General features: G+C 70.8%; 17 protein-coding genes. 7 read left to right on the top strand and 10 right to left on the bottom strand.

The annotated features are described in order from the left end of the window. Positions 1–217: 217 nt before the first annotated feature. The gene (locus AC067A_RS16180) at positions 218–391 is read left to right on the top strand and encodes a hypothetical protein (protein ID WP_478620172.1); all 174 of its coding nucleotides are present in this window, start codon (positions 218–220) and stop codon (positions 389–391) included. Positions 392–460: 69 nt separating this feature from the next. Here AC067A_RS16180 and dnaE read toward each other — a convergent pair whose 3' ends face one another. Continuing rightward, positions 461–4,000: a DNA polymerase III subunit alpha gene (gene dnaE / locus AC067A_RS16185; protein ID WP_478620175.1), complete on the bottom strand. Its 3,540-nt coding sequence runs from the start codon at positions 3,998–4,000 to the stop codon at positions 461–463. Between the two features lie 190 nt (positions 4,001–4,190). Between dnaE and AC067A_RS16190 the strand changes: the two genes are divergently transcribed. The 5 genes from AC067A_RS16190 (at position 4,191) to AC067A_RS16210 (ending at position 10,217) form a co-directional block, all read left to right on the top strand. Continuing rightward, complete coding sequence (locus AC067A_RS16190) at positions 4,191–5,516, top strand: DUF2252 domain-containing protein (RefSeq protein WP_478620177.1); 1,326 nt, start codon at positions 4,191–4,193, stop codon at positions 5,514–5,516. 70 nt (positions 5,517–5,586) lie between these two features. Continuing rightward, positions 5,587–6,273, top strand: a complete 687-nt coding sequence (locus AC067A_RS16195; RefSeq protein WP_478620180.1) for a hypothetical protein — start codon at positions 5,587–5,589, stop codon at positions 6,271–6,273. A 50-nt stretch (positions 6,274–6,323) separates the two neighbouring features. After that, positions 6,324–7,139 (top strand): DsbA family protein, encoded by an 816-nt coding sequence (locus AC067A_RS16200; protein WP_478620183.1) that lies wholly within the window; start codon positions 6,324–6,326, stop codon positions 7,137–7,139. 130 nt (positions 7,140–7,269) lie between these two features. Further along, positions 7,270–8,919: an alkaline phosphatase D family protein gene (locus AC067A_RS16205; RefSeq protein ID WP_478620186.1), complete on the top strand. Its 1,650-nt coding sequence runs from the start codon at positions 7,270–7,272 to the stop codon at positions 8,917–8,919. Positions 8,920–9,257: 338 nt separating this feature from the next. Continuing rightward, positions 9,258–10,217: a zinc metalloprotease gene (locus tag AC067A_RS16210; RefSeq protein WP_478620441.1), complete on the top strand. Its 960-nt coding sequence runs from the start codon at positions 9,258–9,260 to the stop codon at positions 10,215–10,217. A 71-nt stretch (positions 10,218–10,288) separates the two neighbouring features. Here AC067A_RS16210 and AC067A_RS16215 read toward each other — a convergent pair whose 3' ends face one another. The 6 genes from AC067A_RS16215 to AC067A_RS16240 form a co-directional block, all read right to left on the bottom strand. After that, the gene (locus AC067A_RS16215; RefSeq protein ID WP_478620189.1) at positions 10,289–10,858 is read right to left on the bottom strand and encodes a dienelactone hydrolase family protein; all 570 of its coding nucleotides are present in this window, start codon (positions 10,856–10,858) and stop codon (positions 10,289–10,291) included. 36 nt (positions 10,859–10,894) lie between these two features. Beyond that, entirely contained in the window at positions 10,895–12,481 is a 1,587-nt protein-coding gene (locus AC067A_RS16220) for a Na+/H+ antiporter (RefSeq protein WP_478620192.1), read from the bottom strand. 86 nt (positions 12,482–12,567) lie between these two features. Continuing rightward, the gene (locus AC067A_RS16225) at positions 12,568–13,035 is read right to left on the bottom strand and encodes a GNAT family N-acetyltransferase (protein WP_478620195.1); all 468 of its coding nucleotides are present in this window, start codon (positions 13,033–13,035) and stop codon (positions 12,568–12,570) included. Continuing rightward, positions 13,032–13,973 carry an RluA family pseudouridine synthase gene (locus AC067A_RS16230; RefSeq protein ID WP_478620197.1) on the bottom strand — a complete coding sequence of 314 codons (942 nt, stop codon included), beginning with the start codon at positions 13,971–13,973 and terminating at the stop codon, positions 13,032–13,034. The genes AC067A_RS16225 and AC067A_RS16230 overlap by 4 nt, the downstream gene beginning before the upstream one ends. Positions 13,974–14,025: 52 nt before the next feature. Further along, positions 14,026–14,646 (bottom strand): signal peptidase II, encoded by a 621-nt coding sequence (lspA, locus tag AC067A_RS16235; RefSeq protein WP_478620200.1) that lies wholly within the window; start codon positions 14,644–14,646, stop codon positions 14,026–14,028. A gap of 80 nt (positions 14,647–14,726) precedes the next feature. Then, entirely contained in the window at positions 14,727–15,515 is a 789-nt protein-coding gene (locus tag AC067A_RS16240; RefSeq protein WP_478620203.1) for a TraR/DksA family transcriptional regulator, read from the bottom strand. A 540-nt stretch (positions 15,516–16,055) separates the two neighbouring features. Between AC067A_RS16240 and ileS the strand changes: the two genes are divergently transcribed. After that, the gene (gene ileS, locus AC067A_RS16245) at positions 16,056–19,199 is read left to right on the top strand and encodes an isoleucine--tRNA ligase (RefSeq protein ID WP_478620206.1); all 3,144 of its coding nucleotides are present in this window, start codon (positions 16,056–16,058) and stop codon (positions 19,197–19,199) included. 698 nt (positions 19,200–19,897) lie between these two features. Here the strand turns inward: ileS and AC067A_RS16250 are convergent. From AC067A_RS16250 to AC067A_RS16260, 3 genes are all read right to left on the bottom strand, one after another. Next, positions 19,898–21,010, bottom strand: coding sequence for a DivIVA domain-containing protein (locus AC067A_RS16250; protein WP_478620209.1), 1,113 nt, complete (start codon positions 21,008–21,010; stop codon positions 19,898–19,900). A gap of 61 nt (positions 21,011–21,071) precedes the next feature. After that, positions 21,072–21,362, bottom strand: coding sequence for a YggT family protein (locus tag AC067A_RS16255; RefSeq protein ID WP_478620212.1), 291 nt, complete (start codon positions 21,360–21,362; stop codon positions 21,072–21,074). Between the two features lie 80 nt (positions 21,363–21,442). Further along, a complete protein-coding gene (locus AC067A_RS16260; protein ID WP_017238791.1) occupies positions 21,443–22,063 on the bottom strand; it encodes a cell division protein SepF in 621 nt (206 codons plus the stop codon). Positions 22,064–22,090 lie beyond the last annotated feature (27 nt).

Consider the following 22,090-nt stretch of genomic DNA (forward strand, 5'->3'; position numbering starts at 1 on the left):
CCTCTTTCGGGAGCCTCGGATGCGAAAGGGTGCTTCGGGTTTCCATCGAGTCTGCCCGACCGCCGGGGGCTTGACGGCCGGAACTGGATCATCGGCGTGGCGAATATCACCTCGGCTCGCCCCTTACGCTCCGTAATGATCCAACATGCGGCGGTTCATGCCGTATGTGAGTCTGACAGCGGCCCTGGCCCCTAGGTCCCTTTGAGGAGGCATTCCCATGGCCAAGAACCGCAACCAGAACCGCGGTCAGAAGCAGCAGTCCCCGGCCGAGCGCGGTGCGCAGCAGGCGCAGCAGTCCGCGTTCGAATCGCAGGCCGAACAGCGCGCCGCCCAGGTGACACCGGGCGACATGGCGCGCAAGGGCCGTCAGAAGCGCTTCGGCCACAACTGACGCCGCCCGACGGCAAAGGGGCGCGCCCGTGACGACGGGCGCGCCCCTTGCGCGTTCTCCTCGGGCGGGTCAGCCCGCCAGGCAGGACGGGCCGAGCAGCACCTTCAGGTCGCCGAAGAGCGCCGGGTCGGCGGTGACCCGGTGCCGGTCGAGCCGGAGGACGGTCGTGGTCCGGGGGCCCTGGAGCTTGATCCGCACCTCGGTGTTGCCCTTGTGGTGCTTGAGGATCTCGCCCAGCCGGGTGACCATCGGCGGGGTCACCTTCACCGTGGGGATGGTGAGGACCACCGGAGCGTTGGTCCCGGCGTTCGAGAGGTCGGGGACCATCAGCTCCATGGCGACGAGACGGGGGACGTCCTCGCGCTTGTCGAGCCGTCCCTTGACGAAGACGACCGTGTCCTCGACGAGCTGGGTGGAGACCAGCTGGTAGGTGGCCGGGAAGAACATGCACTCGATGGAGCCGGCGAGGTCCTCGACGGTGGCGATGGCCCAGGCGTTGCCCTGCTTGGTCATCTTGCGCTGGAGGCCCGAGATGATTCCGCCGATGGTGACGACCGCGCCGTCGCCGTGCTCGCCGCCGGTGAGCTGGGAGATCGCCGCGTCCGTCTTGTCGGAGAGGACGTGCTCGATGCCGAAGAGCGGGTGGTCGGAGACGTAGAGGCCGAGCATCTCGCGCTCCTGGGCGAGCAGGTACGACTTCTCCCACTCGACGTCGGAGAACTCGACGTCGAGGCCGAAGCCGGGCTCGTCGCTCGTCTCGTCGCCCATGCCGCCGAAGAGGTCGAACTGTCCCTCGGCCTCCTTGCGCTTGACCGCCACCACGTTGTCGATCATGGGCTCGTGGTGGGCGACCAGGCCCTTGCGGGTGTGGCCCATCTCGTCGAAGGCGCCTGCCTTGATCAGCGACTCGACGGTCCGCTTGTTGCAGACGACCGCCTCGACCTTGTCGAGGAAGTCCGGGAAGGAGGAGTACTTCCCCTTGGCCTTGCGCGACTTGATGATCGACTCGACGACGTTGGTGCCGACGTTGCGGACGGCGGAGAGGCCGAAGAGGATCACGTCGTCGCCCTGGGCGGCGAAGTTCGACTCGGACTCGTTCACGTTGGGCGGGAGCACCTTGATGCCCATGCGGCGGCACTCGTTGAGGTAGACCGCCGACTTGTCCTTGTCGTCCTTGACCGAGGTGAGCAGTCCGGCCATGTACTCGGCCGGGTGGTTGGCCTTGAGGTAGGCGGTCCAGTAGGAGACCAGGCCGTACGCGGCGGAGTGCGCCTTGTTGAAGGCGTAGCCGGCGAAGGGGACCAGGACGTCCCACAGGGCCTGGATGGCCTCGTCGCTGTAGCCGTTGTTCTTGGCGCCCGCCTGGAAGATGGTGAAGTTCTTCGCCAGCTCCTCGGGCTTCTTCTTGCCCATGACGCGGCGGAGGATGTCGGCCTCGCCGAGGGAGTACCCGGCGATGATCTGGGCGGCCTTCTGCACCTGCTCCTGGTACACGATGAGGCCGTAGGTGACCGCGAGCACCTCTTCGAGCGGCTTCTCCAGCTCGGGGTGGATCGGGGTGATCTCCTGCTGGCCGTTCTTGCGCAGCGCGTAGTTCGTGTGCGAGTTCATGCCCATCGGGCCCGGCCGGTACAGGGCGGACACGGCGGAGATGTCTTCGAAGTTGTCGGGCTTCATCAGCCGCAGCAGGGACCGCATGGGGCCGCCGTCGAACTGGAAGACGCCGAGGGTGTCACCGCGCTGGAGCAGTTCGAAGGTCTTCGCGTCGTCGAGCGGCAGCGCCAGGAGATCGATGTCGATCCCCTTGTTGGACTTCACCATCTTGACGGCGTCGTCCATGATCGTGAGGTTGCGCAGGCCGAGGAAGTCCATCTTCAGCAGGCCGAGCGACTCGCACTGCGGGTAGTCCCACTGCGTGATGGTGACGCCGTCGGTGTGCCGCACCCAGATCGGGGCGTGGTCGACGATCGGCTCGCTGGACATGATGACGCCGGCGGCGTGCACGCCCATCTGGCGGACCAGGCCCTCGACGCCGCGGGCGGTGTCGATGACCTTCTTCACGTCGGGCTCGTTCTCGTACATCGCCCGGATCTCGGCCGCCTCGCTGTAGCGCGGGTGGGAGGGGTCGGTGATGCCGTTGAGGTCGATGCCCTTGCCGAGGACGTCGGCGGGCATGGCCTTGGTGAGCCGGTCGCCCATGGCGTACGGGTAGCCGAGGACGCGCGCGGAGTCCTTGATCGCGTTCTTGGCCTTGATCTTTCCGTAGGTGCCGATCATGGCGACCTTGTCGGAGCCGTACTTCTCGGTCACGTACCGGATGACCTCGACGCGCCGGCGTTCGTCGAAGTCGATGTCGACGTCGGGCATCGAGATGCGCTCGGGGTTGAGGAAGCGCTCGAAGATCAGGCCGTGCGGGATCGGGTCGAGGTCGGTGATGCCCATGGCGTACGCGACGATGGAGCCGGCCGCGGAGCCCCGGCCGGGGCCGACGGCGATGCCCTGCTTCTTCGCCCACATGATGAAGTCGGCGACGACGAGGAAGTAGCCGGGGAAGCCCATCGAGATGATGGTGTCCATCTCGTACTCGACCTGCTTCATGCGGTCCTCGGGGATGCCTCCGGGGAAGCGGCGGTGCATGCCGCGCATGGTCTCCTCGCGGAACCAGCTGACCTCGGTGTAGCCCTCCGGGATGTCGAACTTCGGCATGAGGTTCTTCTCGACGAACATGCCGTCGGTGCTGACCTGCTCCGCGACCAGGAGGGTGTTGCGGCAGCCCTCCTGCCAGGCGTCCGAGGAGTCCACGGCGTACATCTCGTCGGTGGACTTCAGGTAGTAGCCGGTGCCGTCGAACTTGAACCGGTCGGGGTCGGAGAGGTTCTTGCCGGTCTGGATGCAGAGCAGGGCGTCGTGGGCGCCGGCCTCGTGCGCGTACGTGTAGTGCGAGTCGTTGGTGACCAGCGGCGGGATGCCGAGCTTCTTGCCGATCTCCAGGAGTCCGTCGCGGACCCGGCGCTCGATCTCGATGCCGTGGTCCATCAGCTCCAGGAAGTACCGCTCCTTGCCGAAGATGTCCTGGTACTCGGAGGCCGACTTGAGGGCCTCGTCGAACTGGCCGAGGCGCAGACGGGTCTGGAGCTCGCCGGAGGGGCAGCCGGTGGAGGCGATGAGCCCCTCCGACCACTTCGAGATGGTCTCCTTGTCCATCCGGGGCCACTTCTGCAGCCAGCCCTCGGCGTACGCGTCGGAGGACAGCTTGAAGAGGTTGTGGAGTCCGGTGGCGTCGGCCGCCCAGATCGTCTTGTGGGTGTAACCGCCGGAACCGGAGACGTCGTCCCGCTTCTGGTGCGGCTGGCCCCACTGGATCTTCCGCTTGTTGCGCCGGGACTCGGGGGCCACGTACGCCTCGATGCCGATGATCGGCGTCACCCCGGCCTTCTTCGCCGAGTGGAAGAAGTCGTACGCGCCGTGCAGGTTGCCGTGGTCGGACATCGCGATGTGCGTCATGCCCATCTCGTTGCACGCGTCGAACATGTCCTTCAGCCGCGCGGCCCCGTCCAGCAGCGAGTACTGGGTGTGGACGTGGAGGTGCGTGAAGGGCGGCTTGGTCACGGCGGGGGGCCTCCGGGAAACGGCGGACTACAGGCTGCGGACAGTCTGGGGGGACAGCGTGGAAGTCTACGTCGGCCGAGTGACGGACGGCGGGCACTCGGGGCTGGGGTCGCGCGTTGAGAGACCGGGAACACCTGTCCCGATTGTCGTGAACATTCTCGCAGCACGCCCTGTACCAGGAGGCACCTCGATGTCGGTCCCGCAGCCCACCGCCACGGAGCGCGGTGAGCACATCCTCGCCGTCTTCGACACCGCCTTCGGCGAGCTCCTCGCCGCCGACCCCGCGGCCTTCCGCGTGAAGTTCCGGAAGATGGCCGGCTCCGCCTTCGCCTTCTACCGGGGCACGGCCTGCCTGTTCTACGCGGACCTGGAGCGGGAGGCCCACGGCGGCCCCTACCTGGACGAGCGCACCGGCCGGGTCTGGATCCACGGCGACCTGCACGCCGAGAACTTCGGCACCTACATGGACGCCAACGGCCGGCTGATCTTCAACGTCAACGACTTCGACGAGGCCTACGTCGGCCCCTTCACCTGGGACCTGAAGCGCTTCGCCGCCTCGCTCGCCCTGATCGGCTACGCCAAGGCGCTCGGCGACGGGCAGATCACCGAGCTCGTCCGGATCTACGCCGCCGCCTACCGGGAGCGCGTCCACGCCCTGGCGACCGGCGCCAAGGGCGAAGAGGTCCCCGCCTTCACCCTGGAGACGGCCGACGGGGCGCTGCTCGGCGCCCTGCGCGAGGCGCGGGCGCTGACCCGCTTCGGGCTGCTCGACTCGATGACCGAGATCCGGGAGTTCGAGCGCCGCTTCTCGCCGGGCAGCGGCACCATCGAGCTGGACGCCGCCACCCGGTACAAGGTCCTGGCGGCCTTCGACGGCTACCTGGAGACGCTGCCGGAGTCCAGCCTGACCCGGCCCGACTCGTACCGGGTCAAGGACGTCGTCGGGCGGCGCGGGATCGGCATCGGCTCGGCCGGCCTCCCCTCGTACAACGTCCTCCTGGAGGGCAACAGCGACGCCCTGGAGAACGACGTCGTGATCTACCTCAAGCAGGCGCAGACCCCGGCGGTCTCGCGGCACGTCACGGACGCCGCGGTGCGCGGGTACTTCCACCACGAGGGCCACCGCACGGTGATCTCGCAGCGGGCGCTCCAGGCGCACGCGGACCCGTGGCTGGGCTGGACGGAGCTGGACGGCGCCGGGCAGCTGGTCGCCGAGGTCTCGCCGTACGCGGTGGACCTGGACTGGTCGGACATCGACGACCCGGAGGAGATCGCGGCGACCGTCGCGGACCTGGGCCGGGCGACGGCGACCATGCACGCGGCGGCGGACGACTCCAGCGGGCACTCCCTGGTGCCGTTCTCGACGGAGCGGGCCATCGACGCGGCGATCGCGGCCGACGAGGAGGGCTTCGCCGAGCTCCTGGTGGACTTCGCGCACTCCTACGGGGCCCGGGCGCGGGCCGACCACCAGATCTTCGTGGACCTCTTCCGCAACGGCCGGATCCCGGGCCTGTAGGGACGGGCGGGGCGGCCCACAGCTTGTCCTTAGGGACCTCTTACGGCTTCCCGTGGCACACTCCACGACGATGGACATGGCAGGGACGCAGCCGAGGACGCTGCGGGCGGCGTTCTTCACGGCACTGGTCGTGACGCTGTCCGTGGCGTCCCACGTGCTGCTCTCGGGCGTTCCGCTGCCACTGGGGACGGTCGCCCCCGTGGCGGTCGCCGTCTTCGCCGTGGCGTACGCGCTGGCCGGCCGCGAGCGCGGGTTCGGCCCGATCGCCGGGCTCCTCGTCCCGCTGGAACTGGCGGCCGACACGCTCTTCACCAGCGGCCAGGCGGTCTGTTACGGCCCCGCCGGCGGCCCGGTCGCCGGTTCGCTGCGCGCGGTGGGCGTGGAGGTCTTCTGCGGCGGCGCCGTGGGGACCCCGCTGCCCGGCGTGGTGACCCCCGAGGGCGGGGGTGCGGCAGCCCTGCTCGCCTCCCCCGACCCGGCGCTGCCGTGGCTGCTGCTCCTGGCCCACCTGGGCGTCGGTCTCTCGGCGGCGTGCTGGCTGCGCGGCGGGGAGCGGGCGCTGGTCCGGCTGGCCGGGGCGGTGGCGGCCTTCGCGTTCCGTCCGCTGCTCCTGGTGGCGGCCCTCTTCCGTGCGGGTGGTCCGGCGCCCCGGCGCGCCGCGCGGCCCGCGGACCGGCCGCGGCCCTCCCGCACCCGGCTCCTCGTGCACTCCGTGGGGCGGCGGGGACCGCCGCGCCCGGGCCTCGCCCTCGTCTGAGCGAGTCCCGCGGTTCCCCCTGCCTTCCCTCTTTCACGGAGATCACGATCATGAGTGCACGCAACAGCCAGTCCCACAAGGCCGCCGCCCGCGAGCGGCTGCGCGCGGAGCGCGAGCGCCAGGCGAAGAAGGACCGGGCGCGTCGGCAGCTCGTCGTCGCCGTCTCGGCCGCGGCCGTCCTGGCCGCCGCCGGCGGCATCGGCTACGCGGTGGTGCAGTCCGGCAAGCCGTCCCAGTGGGAGGCCGCGGCGGACGCGAAGACCGTCACGGCCCCGAAGAACACCTCGGGCACGAACGGCACGACGGTCGTCATCGGCAAGTCGTCCGCGAAGAAGACCCTGGAGCTGTACGAGGACTCGCGCTGCCCGGTCTGCGCGACCTTCGAGCAGTCGGTGGGCGCCACGGTCGAGAAGGACGTCGAGGCCGGCAAGTACAAGATCAAGTACGTCGGTGCCACCTTCATCGACAACGGCGTCCCGGGCGAGGGCTCGAAGAACGCGCTGTCGGCGCTCGGCGCGGCCCTGGACGTGAGCCCCGAGGCCTTCCTGAAGTACAAGGCCGCGCTCTACTCGACGCAGTTCCACCCGGAGGAGAACGACGACAAGTTCGCGAAGGACTCCTACCTCCTGGAGGTGGCGGACTCGGTGCCGGCGCTCAAGGGCAACGCCGCGTTCAGGAAGCACGTGGAGGACGGCACCTTCGACGCCTGGGCGATGAAGATGTCCGCGGCCTTCGACGCGAGCGGGGTGACGGGCACCCCGAGCCTGAGGATGGACGGCAAGCCGGTGACGGTGGCCGGCAGCGACAACCCGCCGATGACCCCGGCCGAGTTCACCACGGCGATCGACGCCGCCCTCAAGGCCTGACGCCCTCGCGCGCCCCGTCCTGCCCCGCCCCGGCCTTTCGGCCGGGGCGGGGCGACTTGCGGGCGACGAGTCGACGAACTTCCGGATTTCGCCTGCCCAAAGGCGCTACCCGTCAGTAATCTGACTGGCCGTGACCAGTCGTTTCATATCTCCTGCCCCCACCCGCCGCACGGTCGTGAAGGCCGCGGCCGTCACCGCCGTCGCGGCGCCCGCCCTCCTCGGCGCGGCCTCCCCGGCCCTCGCGGACGCCGGGGCACCCGTCTTCCTCCACGGCGTCGCCTCCGGCGACCCGCTGCCCGACGGCGTCCTGCTCTGGACGCGCGTCACCCCCTCCCCCGAGGCCGTGCCCGGATCGGGTCTCGGCCCGGACGTCCAGGTCGGCTGGGAACTGGCCGAGGACCGCGGCTTCGCCCGGGTCGTCGCCTCCGGCACGACCACGGCGAGCGCCTCCGCCGACCACACCGTCAAGGCGGACGTGCGCGGCCTGCGCCCGGCCACCGCCTACTGGTTCCGGTTCACCGCCGGCTCCGCCGTCTCCCCCGCCGCCCGCACCCGCACGGCGCCGGCCACCGACACCGCCGCCCCGGGCGTGCGCTTCGGCGTGGTCTCCTGCGCGAACTGGGAGTCCGGCCACTTCTCCGCGTACCGGCACCTCGCCGGCCGCGCCGACCTGGACGCGATCCTCCACCTCGGCGACTACGTCTACGAGTACGCCAGCGGCGCCTACCCGGAGGCGAAGTACGTCGTACGGCCGCACGAGCCGCGGCACGAGATCGTCTCGCTCGCCGACTACCGGACCCGGCACGGCAACTACAAGACGGATCCCGACCTCCAGGCGCTGCACGCGGCCCACCCGGTGATCGCCATCTGGGACGACCACGAGTTCGCCAACGACGCCTGGGCGGGCGGGGCCGAGAACCACACCGCCGGCACCGAGGGCGAGTGGGCGGCCCGGGTGGCCGCCGCCAAGCAGGCGTACTTCGAGTGGATGCCGGTCCGCGCCTCCACGGAGGGCACGGTCTTCCGGCGGCTGCGCTTCGGAAGGCTGGCCGATCTGCACCTGCTCGACCTCCGCTCCTTCCGCTCCGCGCCGGCGAAGACGGGCAGCGGCACGGTCGACGACCCGGAGCGGAGCGTCACCGGCCGGGCCCAGCTGGACTGGCTGAAGGCCGGCCTCGCCGGCTCGGACGCGACCTGGCAGCTGGTCGGCACCTCGGTGATGATCTCGCCGGTCGCCTTCGGCTCCCTCCCGGCGTACCTCCTCGAGCCGCTGGCCGAACTGATGGGGCTGCCGAAGGAGGGACTCGCGGTCAACGTCGACCAGTGGGACGGCTACACCGACGACCGCAGGGAGCTGCTCGCGCACCTGACCTCGCGGGGGATCCGCAACACGGTCTTCCTGACCGGCGACATCCACATGGCGTGGGCCAACGACGTGCCGGTGAAGGCGGCGACGTACCCGCTGTCGGCGTCGGCCGCGACGGAGTTCGTGGTCACCTCCGTCACCTCGGACAACCTGGACGACCTGCTGCACGTGGCGCCCGGGACGCTCTCGGTGGTGGCCGCCGGCGCGGTGAAGGCCGCCAACCGGCATGTGAAGTGGGTGGACATGGACCACCACGGCTACGGGGTCCTCGACGTGACCGCCGAGCGCTCGCAGATGGACTACTACACGGTCTCCGACAAGGCGGATCCGGCCGCCACGACGGCCTGGGCGCGCTCGTACCGGACGCTGACCGGAACGCAACGTGTCGAGCGGGTGTACCAGCCGGTGCGCTAGACGTCATCTCAACGACGATTTTCAGCCATGATCCCTTTTGTTAACGGGAGATCACATGGCTACGGCGGGTGGCGAGTTTTGGAGATCGAATCCGGACACACCACCCGCCTCTGCCACTCCACCTGTTACGTCGAGGTCTCAAACTCCGGAACGGGCACAAGAATTTCTTCCCGATGACCCGAATTGCCCCATGAATGATTGGGCCTGATCACTTCTCAACGGCGGCTGACATGGACGCGTAATCTCCCCGGCGTGGCGAGGAAGTTCCTCACCAGCACCCCCCACGAGGAGTCACCGTGCGTGCTCTTGTCCGCATATCCCCGCGTATGTCGCGCCGGATGCTCGGCACCGCCGTCATGGCCGGAACCCTGGCCCTGGCCCCGCTGTCCGCCCCGGTCGCCACCGGCGCCGCCACCACCCTGGCCGGCGCGTCCGCCGAGGAGTGCGCGGACGGCACGGCCACCCTGTCCGGCGCCCGCAAGGAGCGCGGCGCCGACAGCCACGCCGCCGAGCCGAACGAGGTCACGGCGTCCAAGGCCAAGGCCATGGACGACGACCTCAAGAAGAAGCTGTCCGCGGCCCGCGCCGAAGGCCGCCTCAGCGCCGCCGCCGACGCCGCCGCCGTGGTGAACATCCCCGTCTACTTCCACGTGATCCACTCGGGCACGACGGGCAAGCTCTCCGCCACCCAGATCCAGAACCAGCTGAACGTCCTGAACGCCGCCTACGCGGGCCAGGGCACCGGCAACGTGAACACCAACTTCCAGTTCACGCTGGCCGCGACCGACTACACGGACAACGCCACCTGGTACAACCTGTCCTCCGGCTCCACCGCCGAGAAGCAGATGAAGCAGACCCTCCGCAAGGGCGGCGCGGGCGCGCTGAACTTCTACACCGCCAAGCTCGGCGGCGGCCTCCTCGGCTGGGCGACCTTCCCGTCCTCGTACAACTCCAACCCGTCCATGGACGGCGTCGTCGTCCTCGACTCCTCGCTCCCGGGCGGCTCGGCCGCGAACTACAACGAGGGCGACACCGCCACCCACGAGGTCGGCCACTGGATGGGCCTGTACCACACCTTCCAGGGCGGCTGCACGGGCAACGGCGACTACGTCGCCGACACCCCGGCCGAGAAGAGCCCCGCGTACGAGTGCCCGACCGGCCGTGACTCCTGCGCCTCCAAGGCGGGTGTGGACCCGATCCACAACTTCATGGACTACACCTACGACGCCTGCATGTACCAGTTCACCGCGGGTCAGGTGACCCGGATGAACGACGCCTGGACCGCGTACCGCGCCTGACGCACCGTCCGGACACAGGTGTGGCCCCCGGGGATCCCCCCGGGGGCCACACCCCTTTCTCGCCGTACGCCCTACAGGCTCTTCAGGAAGTCCAGCGCCACCGACCAGGTCCGGTCGGCCGCCTCCGCGTCCCAGTCGGGCAGCTCCGGGTCCGTGTACACGTGCCCCGCGCCCCGGTAACGGTAGATCTCCACGTCCGCGCCGGCCTTGCGCATCTGGAGGTACCACGAGGACAGCCAGTCGTCCGTCTCGAACGGGTCGGGCTCGGCCACGTGCAGCTGGACGGGCAGCTCGTCCACCGACGCGGACTCGGCCAGGTCCGAGGTGCCGTGGAACAGCAGCAGCCCGCGCGCCTTCTCGTCCCCGAGCGCCAGGGTCTGCGCGATCGAGGCCCCCAGCGACAGGCCCATGTAGACCAGGCCCCGCTCGGAGTACGGCGCGGCGGCCAGGACCGCCCGCTTCAGCAGCTCGTCCTTGCCGATCTCGTCCCGGAGCGCCACACCCTCCTCGACCGTCCCCACCGTCCGCCCGTCGTAGAGGTCCGGGGTCCAGACCTGGTGCCCGGCGGCCCGGAGCCGCTCCGCGGCCGCCTCGACGGAAGGGGTCAGCCCGTAGGCCGAGTGGAAGAGCATGATGTCCATGCGTCCCATCCTGCCACCCGGCCCACGGGCCGCCGCTCAGCGCATGCTGCGCACGTCCAGCTGCCGCAGCACCCGGTCCACCACCTCGGGATCGGCGCCCGGCTCGCTGCGCGCCGCCAGGACCTCGTGCCGTGCCGCCGACATCAGCTCCCGCTGGATCCGCTGCACCGCCTTGAGCCGGTCCACGCGCGCCGCGTAGGCGGCCCGCCGCTCCTCGTCGACCATGTCGGGACTGATCCTGGCGCCGATGTCGTACGCGCCGCGCAGCAGCCGTTCCTGGACCTCCTCGGGCAGCTCCTCGACCTCCTCGATCTCCTTCAGTCTGCGCCTGGCGGCCTTCGCCGCCCGGATCGCGAGGTCGCGTTCGAGCGCCCGCTCGGCGTCCGTGTCGGCCCGCACGCCCAGCCGCTTGACCAGCGCGGGCAGGGTGAGGCCCTGGAAGACGAGGGTGGCGATGATCACACAGAAGGCGATGAAGACGATCTCGTCGCGACCGGGGAAGGGCGCGCCGTCGTCGGTGCGGAGCGGGATCGCGAGGGCCAGGGCCACCGAGGCCACCCCGCGCATCCCCGCCCACCACATGACGACGGTCTCCCGCCAGCTCATCGGGATCTCCTCGTCGACGTCCCGGAGGGTGTGCAGCCGCTTCGCCAGCCAGGTGGCGGGCAGCAGCCACAGGAGCCGGACCCCGACGACGACGCCGACCACCACGGCGCCCCAGCCGAGCATCTCCCGGCCGCGGCCCTCCGCGACGCCGAAGACGTGGATGAGCTCCAGGCCGATGAGCCCGAACGCGATGCCGGTGACGAGGGTGTCGACGATCTGCCAGAAGGTCTGGCCGGCGAGCCGGCCCATGACGTCGTCGGCGTCCGCCGCGTGCTCGGCCAGGAAGAGCGCGGTGAGCAGGACGGCGAGGACGCCCGAGCCGTGCAGCTCCTCGGCGAGCACGTAGCTCACGAAGGGGACGAGGAGGGTGAGGCCGGTCTGCAGCGTGACGTCGCCGAGGAGACCGATCAGCTTGTTGCAGAGCCAGCCGAGGGCCAGGCCGACGGCCACGGCGACCACGGCGGACAGCACGAACTCGGCGAGCGCGTCGGGCCAGGAGAAGGAGCCGCTGACGACCGCGGCGATGGCCACGTGGTAGAGCACGATCGCGGTGACGTCGTTGAAGAGCCCCTCGCCCTCCAGGATGGACACCAGTCGGCGGGGCAGCCCGAGCGAACCCGCCACGGCGGTCGCGGCGACCGGGTCCGGCGGGGCGACGAGGGCCCCGAGGGCGACCGCGGCGGCCAGCGGCAGGCCCGGCACCATCGCGTGCGCGACCGCGCCGACGGCCGCGGTGGTGACGAAGACCAGGGCGACCGCGAGCAGGAAGATCGGTCGCCTGTTGGCCGCGAACTGCCGCCAGGAGGTCCGCTGGACGGAGGCGTAGAGCAGCGGCGGCAGCACGAGCGGGAGGATGAACTCCGGCGGGACCTCGACGTTCGGGACGAAGGGCAGGAGCGCCAGCACCATCCCGACGAGCGTCATCAGGACCGGGGCGGGCAGACCGAGCCGGTCGCCGAGGGGAACGGTCAGCAGGGCGCCGAGCAGCAGCAAGAACAACAGGGCCAATTGATCCACGGGCCCACCCTGCCACGTACGTCCGTTTTGATGCCGATCGCCCCCTGTGTGCTCCCGATGCGCCGGGTGCTACAGGGGGCCGGACCTCACAGCGGCTTCCGCATGGCCCGGTGCGGGATGCCCGCGTCCGGGAACTCGGGGCCGTACACCTCGTAGCCGAGCCGCTCGTAGAAGCCCAGCGCCTGGATCTGCGCGTGCAGGTCGACGGCGGTCAGACCCCGCTCGCGGGCCGCGTCCTCGACGGCCCGCACGAGCGCCGCGCCGACCCCGAGACCGCGCGCCGCCTTCGCGACGGCGAGCCGGCCGAGCGAGCCCACCGAGGCGTCCCCGCCCGTCTTGCCGGCGGCGTCCGCCCCGTGCAGCAGACGCCCGGTGCCCAGCGGCAGGCCGTCCGCGCGCACGGCCAGGACGTGCACCGCGGTCGCGTCGTACGCGTCGTACTCCAGCTCCCGCGGAACGCCCTGCTCCTCGACGAACACCTCGCGGCGGACGCCGAAGCACGCCTCCCGGTCGGCCGGCTCCGCCGCCTCGCGGACGGAGTACGCGGCCGTCACTGGCTCTCCGCCGCGATCCGGTCCAGGGCCCGCTGCAGGTCCTCGGGGTACGTGCTGGAGAACTCGACCCACGAACCGTCCCCCGGGTGCTCGAAGCCGAGCCGGACCGCGTGCAGCCACTGCCGGGTCAGGCCGAGGCGCTTGGCCAGCGTCGGGTCGGCGCCGTAGGTGAGGTCGCCGACGCAGGGGTGGCGGTGGGCGGACATGTGCACCCGGATCTGGTGGGTGCGGCCCGTCTCCAGCTTGATGTCGAGCAGCGACGCCGACCGGTACGCCTCGATGAGGTCGTAGTGCGTGACGGAGGGCTTGCCCTCGGCGGTGACCGCCCACTTGTAGTCGTGGTTCGGGTGCCGGCCGATCGGAGCGTCGATGGTGCCGCTCATCGGGTCGGGGTGCCCCTGGACCAGCGCGTTGTAGCGCTTGTCGACCGTGCGCTCCTTGAACTGGCGCTTGAGCGAGGTGTACGCGTACTCCGACTTCGCGACCACCATCAGGCCGGAGGTGCCGACGTCCAGGCGGTGCACGATGCCCTGGCGCTCGGCGGCGCCGGAGGTGGAGATGCGGTACCCGGCGGCGGCGAGGCCGCCGATGACCGTGGTGCCGGTCCAGCCGGGGCTCGGGTGCGCGGCGACGCCGACCGGCTTCATGATCACGACGATGTCGTCGTCGTCGTGGACGATCTCCATGCCCTCGACGGGCTCGGCGACGATCTGCACGGGCGCGGCCGCACCCGGCATCTCGACCTCGAGCCATGCGCCACCGCTGACCCGCTCGGACTTGCCGACGACGGATCCGTCGACCTGGACCTTCCCTGTGGCGGCCAGCTCGGCCGCCTTCGTACGGGAGAACCCGAACATACGGGCGATGGCGGCGTCGACGCGCTCGCCCTCCAGGCCATCGGGAACGGGCAGCGTGCGGATCTCGGGACTCGTACTCACCCGTCGAGTATGCCTTGTGCGGACGACACTCCGTCGTCCGCACGGGTCGGGCTCAGTCCTTGTGGACGGTGCCGTCGGGGTCCAGGCCCCGGAACGACAGCAGGACGATCAGGATGCCGCCGCAGACGATCGCCGAGTCGGCGAGGTTGAAGACGGCGAAGTGCGCGGGGGCGATGAAGTCGACGACCGCGCCCTCGAAGACGCCCGGCGAGCGGAAGATCCGGTCCGTGAGGTTGCCGAGCGCGCCGCCGAGCAGCAGGCCGAGCGCGATCGCCCAGGGCAGGCTGTAGAGCTTCCGCGCCAGCCGGATGATCACGACGATCACGGCGGCCGCGATGCAGGTGAAGATGATCGTGAAGGCCTCGCCCATGCCGAACGCGGCACCCGGGTTCCGGATGGCGTCCAGCCGCAGCAGGTCCCCGACGAGGTCGATCGGCTCGTGGCCCTCCAGCTCGGCGACCACCAGCATCTTGCTGCCGAGGTCCAGGAGGTAGGCCAGCAGGGCCACCACGAACAGCGCGACGATCCGGCGCCTGCCCCGGGGCCGCGCCTCGGGGGCGGCCGTCCCGTCGGAGGCCGCCGTCCCCTCGGAGGCGACCGTCTCGCCGGACACGGCCGGCTCCTCGGCCCCTGCTGAATCCGGCGTACCGATGATGCGCTCCGCCTCTGCCACGTGAGTGAGTCCCTCGACCTCGATGCCTGACCGTGCACCGAGGGTACGGCACAGGCGTGCGAGACCGTCAGCCGAGATCGTCAGCCACGCCGCTCCTGTCGCTGCTTGTCCTCGACGCAGAGCGTGGCCCGCGGGAAGGCCTGCATCCTGGCCTTCCCGATGGGCTTGCCGCACACCTCGCAGAGGCCGTACGTGCCCGCGTCGAGCCGTTCCAGGGCGTGCTCGGTCTGCTCCAGCATCTCCCTCGCGTTGGCGGCGAGGGCGAGCTCGTGCTCCCTGGTGATGTTCTTCGTGCCGGTGTCGGCCTGGTCGTCACCCGCGCCGTCGCCCGAGTCCCGCATGAGGCCGGTGAGCTCCTCCTGGGAGTGGACCAGCTCGCTGCGGAGCCGCAGCACCTCCGCCTGGAGCGAGCTGCGGGCCTCGTCGACCTCCTCCGGCGTCCAGGGATCCTCCCCGGGCCGCACCGCGAGCTCACCGGTGCGGGCCGACGGCACCGCGGCCTCGCTGCCGGCGGTCGTGACGCCGCCCGCGGTCTTCTTCGCTGCCACCGTCCTGGCTCCTGTCTGCTTCTTCGCGTTCTTCGCGGCGGGCGCCTTCCTGGCGGCCGCCTTCCTCGCCACGGGTTTCCCGCCGGAGGCCTCGTCGGCCGGGGCCGCGGTCGCGCGGGCGGGGGCCGCCGCGTCCGTCCCGTCGACGGCCGTCCTCCCGCCGACCGTCTTCTTCGTGACCGCCTTCTTGGTGACGGCCTTCCCGGCAGCCGTCTTCGTCGCGACCGTCGACTTCTTGCCGGTCACGTCCTTGGCGGCCTCGGCCGTACCGGCGGAACCGGCGTCCGAGGCCCTCTTCGCGGCGGTCTTCTTCGCCACCATGTCGCGGCCCCTTCACATTTTGTGATCTTGCTCGCGAATCGTGCTGGGACGATAAATCGGCCCAAGGCCCGCGGCAACGGGGCACGCCGCCTTTCCCACCCGCCCCCGCTCCCCGCGGGGCGGGCCTGCCTCCGTTGTGCCCAGCTCCCCGCCCGGTTATCCGTCCCGTCCCTCCCCCACATGGCCGCACTCGACTCCGGCCGGCCCCATGTGGCCATTCGGGTCACGCGAAAACCGGTCTGCCGCCCTCCTCCGGGCCCCGTACACTGGCCTCAGCGAAAGGCTTGGATGGGGACGAGTAGCGTCGTACGCAGCCATGAGCGACCCGGGGACGGTGAGAGCCCGGGGGCGAGCCCGATGTGAAGCATCACCCCGGAGCCGTCGGAAGAAAGCCGCAGCACAGCGCGGTGACTAGACCCGGCGTCGCGACCCCAATGAGGGGGCTCAGGGCCTGTGTGCCCGGGGCCAAGGAGGGTGGTACCGCGGGAGCCGGGCTCTCGTCCCTCCGACGGAACGACGACTTTCCGCCGGAGGAACTCGATGACACCGCCGCAGTACCGCCAGGTGCCCGCCCAGGTCGACCTGCCCGCCCTCGAGCACGACGTGCTCGACTTCTGGCAGGACAACAAGGTCTTCGCCAAGACCCTGGAGCAGTCCGAAGGACGCCCCGAGTGGGTGTTCTACGAGGGCCCGCCGACCGCCAACGGCATGCCCGGCGCCCACCACATCGAGGCCCGCGTCTTCAAGGACGTCTTTCCCCGCTTCCGCACCATGCGCGGCTACCACGTGGCCCGCAAGGCCGGCTGGGACTGCCACGGCCTGCCGGTCGAGCTCGCCGTCGAGAAGGAGCTCGGCTTCTCCGGCAAGAAGGACATCGAGGAGTACGGCATCGCGGAGTTCAACGCGAAGTGCCGCGAGTCGGTGACCCGCCACACCGACGCCTTCGCCGACCTCACGACCCGCATGGGCTACTGGGTCGACCTGGACGACGCGTACCGGACCATGGACCCCTCGTACATCGAGTCGGTCTGGTGGTCGCTGAAGCAGATCTTCGACAAGGACCTCCTCGTCCAGGACCACCGGGTCGCCCCCTGGTGCCCGCGCTGCGGCACCGGCCTGTCCGACCACGAGCTGGCCCAGGGCTACGAGACGGTCGTCGACCCCTCCGTCTACGTCCGCTTCCCGCTGACCTCCGGCCCGCTGGCCGGCAAGGCGGCGCTCCTCGTCTGGACGACGACCCCCTGGACCCTGGTGTCCAACACCGCGGTCGCCGCCCACCCCGAGGTCACCTACGTGGTCGCCACCGACGGCGACGAGCGGGTCGTCGTCGCCCAGCCGCTGGTCGAGAAGGCCCTCGGCGAGGGCTGGGTCACCACCGGCGAGTCCTTCACGGGCGCCGAGATGGAGCGCTGGACCTACCGGCGCCCCTTCGAGCTGGTGGACTTCCCGGCCGAGGCGCACTACGTCGTCAACGCCGAGTACGTCACGACCGAGGACGGCACGGGTCTGGTCCACCAGTCCCCCGCCTTCGGTGAGGACGACCTCAAGGTCTGCAAGGCGTACGGCCTGCCGGTCGTGAACCCGGTCCGCCCCGACGGCACCTTCGAGGAGGACGTCCCGCTGGTCGGCGGCGTCTTCTTCAAGAAGGCCGACGAGGCCCTCACCGCCGACCTGGACGCCCGCGGCCTGCTCTTCCGGCACATCGCGTACGAGCACAGCTACCCGCACTGCTGGCGCTGCCACACGGCCCTGCTCTACTACGCGCAGCCGTCCTGGTACATCCGCACGACCGCGGTCAAGGACCGCATGCTCCAGGAGAACGAGAAGACCAACTGGTTCCCCGACTCGGTCAAGCACGGCCGCTTCGGCGACTGGCTCACCAACAACGTCGACTGGGCGCTCTCCCGGAACCGGTACTGGGGCACCCCGCTGCCGATCTGGCGCTGCGAGGAGGGCCACCTCACCTGCGTCGGCTCGCGCGCCGAGCTGACCGAGCTGACCGGCACCGACCAGTCCGAGCTCGACCCGCACCGCCCGTACATCGACGCGGTGACCTTCACCTGCCCGACGGACGGCTGCTCGCTCGAGGCCACCCGGGTGCCGGAGGTCATCGACGCCTGGTACGACTCGGGCTCGATGCCGTTCGCGCAGTACGGCTACCCGTACCGGAACAAGGAGCTGTTCGAGAGCCGCTACCCGGCCCAGTTCATCTCCGAGGCCATCGACCAGACCCGCGGCTGGTTCTACACGCTCATGGCCGTCGGCACCCTGGTCTTCGACAAGTCGTCCTACGAGAACGTGGTCTGCCTCGGCCACATCCTCGCCGAGGACGGCCGCAAGATGTCCAAGCACCTGGGCAACATCCTCCAGCCGATCCCGCTGATGGACCAGCACGGCGCCGACGCGGTCCGCTGGTTCATGGCGGCCGGCGGCTCGCCGTGGGCGGCCCGCCGGGTGGGCCACGGCACCATCCAGGAGGTCGTCCGCAAGACCCTCCTGACGTACTGGAACACGGTCGCCTTCCAGGCGCTGTACGCCCGCACCTCCGGCTGGGCCCCGTCGGCCGCCGACCCGGCCCCGGCCGACCGCTCGGTCCTCGACAAGTGGCTCCTCTCCGAGCTCCACACCCTGGTGACCGAGGCCACCGAGGCGATGGAGTCGTACGACACCCAGCGGACCGGCAAGCTCCTCTCCGCCTTCGTCGACGACCTGTCCAACTGGTACGTGCGCCGCTCCCGCCGCCGCTTCTGGCAGGGCGACGCGGCCGCGCTCCGCACCCTCCACGACGTCATCGAGACGGTCACCCGCCTCATGGCCCCGCTCACCCCGTTCATCACCGAGCGGGTCTGGCAGGACCTGGTCGTCCCCGTGACGCCCGACGCGCCCGAGTCCGTGCACCTGGCCACCTGGCCGGAGGCCGACGCCGGCCTGATCGACCCGACCCTCTCCGAGCAGATGCTCCTGGTCCGCCGGCTGGTCGAGCTGGGCCGGGCCACGCGCGCCGAGTCGGGCGTCAAGACCCGCCAGCCGCTCTCCCGCGCGCTGGTGGCGGCGACGGGCTTCGCGGCCCTGTCGCCGGCGCTCCAGGCCCAGATCACGGAGGAGCTGAACGTCTCCTCCCTCGCCTCCCTCTCCGAGGTCGGCGGCTCCCTCGTCGACACGACGGCCAAGGCGAACTTCCGCGCCCTCGGCAAGCGCTTCGGCAAGGGCGTCCAGGACGTCGCCAAGGCCGTGTCCGCGGCGGACGCGGCCGCGCTGTCGCTCGCGCTGCGCTCCGGCGAGGCGACCCTGTCGGTGAACGGGGAGGACGTCACCGTCACCCCCGAGGAGATCATCATCACCGAGACCCCGCGCGAGGGCTGGTCGGTGGCCTCCGACGCCGGTGCGACGGTCGCCCTCGACCTGGAGATCACCCCGGAGCTCCGCAAGGCGGGCCTCGCCCGTGACGCGATCCGCCTCATCCAGGAGGCCCGCAAGAACAGCGGCCTCGACGTCGCCGACCGCATCGCGCTGCGCTGGACCTCCGCGTCGCCGGAGACCGCCGAGGCGCTGACGGCCCACGCGGGCCTCATCGCGGACGAGGTCCTCGCCACGGACCTCGCACAGGGCGAGGCCGACGACTCCTACGGCGCCCCCTTCGAGGACGACTCCCTCGCCCTCGTGTTCCGCCTCCGCAAGTCCTGACCCCTTGCCCGAAGGGCCCGGCCTCTCCTGAGGCCGGGCCCTTCGGCGTACCCGCCCCCGCCGCCCCGCGCCCGCTGCGAACCCCACCCACCCCATTGCGGGCCACCGTTCCGCCGGGGCGGCCCCCACCCACCCCGTCGCGGGCCATCGCTCCGCCGGGGCGATACCCACCCCCACTCCTCCACCCACCCCGTTGTGGGCCATCGCTCCGCCGGGGCGATACCCACCCCCGTGCCTCCGCGCCCCACCACGTTGTGGGCAATCGTTCCGCTGGGGCGGAACGGGTGGGCACAACGGACGGCGCCCCTTGCCGGGCCCAGGCTTTCGCGCCCGAACCCGCACCCTTTGCTCGGCGCACCACCGGTGCGGGTCCAGGCGCGAGGGGCGGAGGCGCCGCCAAGGGCGCCGTCCCGTGTGCCCACCCGTCCCGCCCAGCGGGACGATTGCCCACACGGCGGTGGGCGAGGGTGAAGGTCCACACGCCGGGTGGGCGAGGGCGAAGGCCCACACGCCGGGTGGGCGAGGGCGAAGGCCCACACGCCGGGTGGGCGAGGGCGAAGGCCCACACGCCAGGTGGGCGTGGGCGACGGCCCACACGGCCGGTGGGTACGGCGAAGGGCCGGCCCCCGGGGGAAAACCCGGGAACCGGCCCTTGCAGCCTGCCGACGGCTACGCGCTCATCGCGCGACCACCCGCCGTCAGTTGTCGTCCTCGTCGATCAGGAAGCCCCGCATCGGCGCCGGCGCCTGCTGCATCGGCTGCGGTGCCTGCGGACGGACCGGAGCCATCGGCTGGGTCATCGCCGGAGACATCTGCTGCTGACCGCCGTAGGAGGGGGCACCGCCCATGGACGGCGGACCGCCCATGCCGCCGTTGCCGCCGTAGGACGGGGCGCCCGCGCCCGCCGAGGCCATCGACGGGGCCGGCGGCAGGGAGGCCGTCGCCGGGGTACGCGGCGGGGCCAGCGAGTCGTCGGCCTGGGTCTCCAGCTGGCGCAGCTGCGACTCGAGGTACGACTTCAGACGCGTGCGGTACTCGCGCTCGAAGCCGCGCAGGTCCTCGACCTTGCGCTCCAGCGTGGCGCGGGCGGACTCCAGCGAGCCCATGGCGACGCGGTGCTTCTCCTGGGCGTCCCGCTCGAGGGCGTCGGCCTTGGCGCGGGCGTCGCGCTCCAGGCCCTCGGCGCGGGAGCGCGCCTCGCCGACGATCTTGTTGGCCTCGGAGCGGGCCTCGGCGATCGCCTGGTCGGCGGTCTGCTGGGCCAGCGAGAGGACACGCGCGGCGCTGTCGCCACCGGGGCCCTGCTGCGGCTGCTGCATCTGCTGCATCTGCTGCTGCGGGTGACCCATCGGACCGCCCTGCATCGGGCCGGGGCCCATGGGGCCGCCCTGCATGGGACCGCCCTGCATCGGGCCGCCCTGCATGGGACCGCCCTGCATCGGGCCGCCCTGCATCGGGCCGCCCTGCATCGGACCGGCGGGGAGCGCGGGGGCACCGGAAGGCAGCTGCGGCGGGCCCATCTGGGGCGGCTGCTGCTGGACCGGCGGTCCGGATATGGCCGCGGGCACGGGCGCGCCGGGACGGTCCTGCGGCTCCGGGGGCTTGCGCATGCCCTGCTGCTGCTGGTTCTGCGCGGCGGCACGCGTCGCGGCGGCCAGCTTGGCGCGCAGGTCCTCGTTCTCGCGGAGCAGGCGGGTCAGCTCGGCCTCGACCTCGTCGAGGAAGGCATCGACCTCGTCCTCGTCATAGCCTTCTCGAAGGCGGACGGTCGTGAACTGCTTGTTCCGCACGTCCTCGGGGGTCAACGGCATCTCTTCTTCACCTCTACGTAGTCGTCGGCAGTCGGCAAGACCGTATCGTCGTCGTCCACTCTCACCCCGCGAACCGGCTCACGAAGCTGATCAGAAGCCAGACGATGATCATCAGAACGAAGAAGGACAGGTCGAGCGCCACGCCCCCGAGACGCAGCGGCGGGATGAGTCGCCGCAGAAGCTTGAGCGGTGGATCGGTGACAGTGTAGGTGGCCTCGAGTACGACCACCATCGCCTTACCGGGTTGCCATGAACGGGCGAACTGGAAGACGTAGTCCATGACCAGCCGGACGATCAGGAGGACGAGGAAGCACATCAGCACGATGTAGACCACCTGTAGTGCGACGCCCATCCCGCGTTTCCCTCTCCCCTGGCTTACGTGCTCTCGCTTGGCCGGCCGCGTCGCGACCGGTCCGTCCGGTTCTGTTGTTCTCAGCTCTGGTTGAAGAATCCGCCCTCTGCGATCCGGGCCTTGTCCTCCGCCGTGACATCGACGTTAGCAGGCGACAACAGGAACACCTTCTGCGTCACGCGCTCAATGCTGCCATGGAGCCCGAAGACGAGTCCGGCGGCAAAGTCGACAAGTCGCTTCGCGTCCGTGTCGTCCATCTCCGTGAGGTTCATGATCACGGGGGTACCCTCACGGAAGTGTTCCCCGATGGTACGGGCCTCGTTGTACGTCCGCGGGTGCAGCGTGGTGATGCGGTAGGGCTCCCGCTCGGACACGACCTTGGGCATGATCACCGGTGCGTTCTTCTCCAGGCTCGGACGTTCGGGTGTGATGGATGCCACGGGGGCAATTCGGGCCGGACGTCCGCTTTCGGCGAGTACCGGGACGGAATGGGCGACCGGCTCCCGCTGTGCGGGGGGCGCCACGACACGTACGGGTTCCTCGCGCTCCACCTGGCGCGGGGGGGTGTGACGCCGGTCGCGCTCGGGCTCCGGCTCCAGCTCGGGTTCGAAGTCGTCGTCGGGGTCAAAGCCCCGGCCGTCGTACCCATCGTCCTCCACGAGGCCGAGGTAGACCGCCATCTTGCGCATCGCGCCGGCCATTCTCTGAGTCCTCCGCTCTGTGGTGGA

The organism is Streptomyces sp. NPDC043176, from assembly GCF_056436715.1.